At 71.3% G+C, this 1,065-nt stretch carries 1 protein-coding gene; it reads left to right on the top strand.

Going from position 1 to position 1,065, the window contains the following annotated elements; translation table 11 throughout:
- Positions 1 to 56: 56 nt before the first annotated feature.
- On the top strand, positions 57 to 530 hold the full coding sequence (locus ACWCQ6_RS37475; protein WP_451097008.1) for an LLM class flavin-dependent oxidoreductase: 474 nt from the start codon (positions 57 to 59) through the stop codon (positions 528 to 530).
- Positions 531 to 1,065 lie beyond the last annotated feature (535 nt).

Genomic DNA, 1,065 nt, shown 5'->3' on the forward strand with positions numbered 1-1,065 from the left:
ACTCGGAAGCGTGTACAGCCGAGTCCGGACCGTTTCACCGATTCGTGCCGCGGTCGTTGACAGACTGCGCCGCTGCCGGCTGGAACGTCGTCACCGCCTCGGATACCTGGACCGGCGGGAGCTTCCGCCGCGGCGGCTACCTCCCGCACGCCGACCGCTACCGGCGGCCGAGTTCACCGACCGTCCAGGCCGGCGACTCCGAGCAGGGCCGGGAGTTCGCTGCCTCGCACGCGGACGTGGTCCACAGCCGCCACCTCGGCACGGCCGACCAGGCCTTCACCGCGGACATCCGCAACCGGGTGGCCCGCCGCGGACGGGACCCCGAGCAGGTGAGGGTCATGCCCGGGGTCTCCTTCGCCTCGGCGACACCGACCAGAAGGCCCACGACAACGCGCGCCGCCCAGGCCCAGGCGGTCAGCCCCGAGCTGGCGATCTGGTATCTGGAAGGACCTGGGGCGCTCGCTGTCCGACCACGACCCCGACGGGCCGCTGCCCACCGCCGAACCCGCCCCCGAGCCGGCACCGGATGAATGGCCCCAACCCGGGGCGACCCCTGTCCGGTTGCGGCGAGCGCAGAAGTGGCGGGGCCACGCCGCCCAGCACCGCCTCGGCATCCGGGAAAACGTGATGAGGCTGACCACCGGCAAGCCCTTCATCGGCACCCCCGCCGAGGGTGGCGCAGCAGATGAGCGACTACGTCCGCTCGGACGGCGCAGGCGGATCCGTCCTGGTGCCCGCGTACGCCCCCCAGCGGCCTGAACGAATTCATCGACCCGGTCGTCCCCAAGCTCCAGGAGCGCGGCAGCTACGTACGCCTACCCCGGCAAGACCCTCTGCGACCACCTCGGCCTGCCCCCGACGTCCCGGCCCTCCAAACCGGCCGGGCAACTTCACATCCCGAAGTGCGCCTTGATCGGGTTGTCGCAGAAGAAGTTGGTCGGAGTGAGACAGAGGTGGACCCGCCCGCTGCGCATACCGACACATTGGCGTCGAGTTCCGGCGGCCATAACGACCGTGGCGCGGATCGGTGAAACGGTCCCACCGCGGCCGTGCATGCTTCGGGGG

Source organism: Streptomyces sp. NPDC001880, assembly GCF_053594575.1.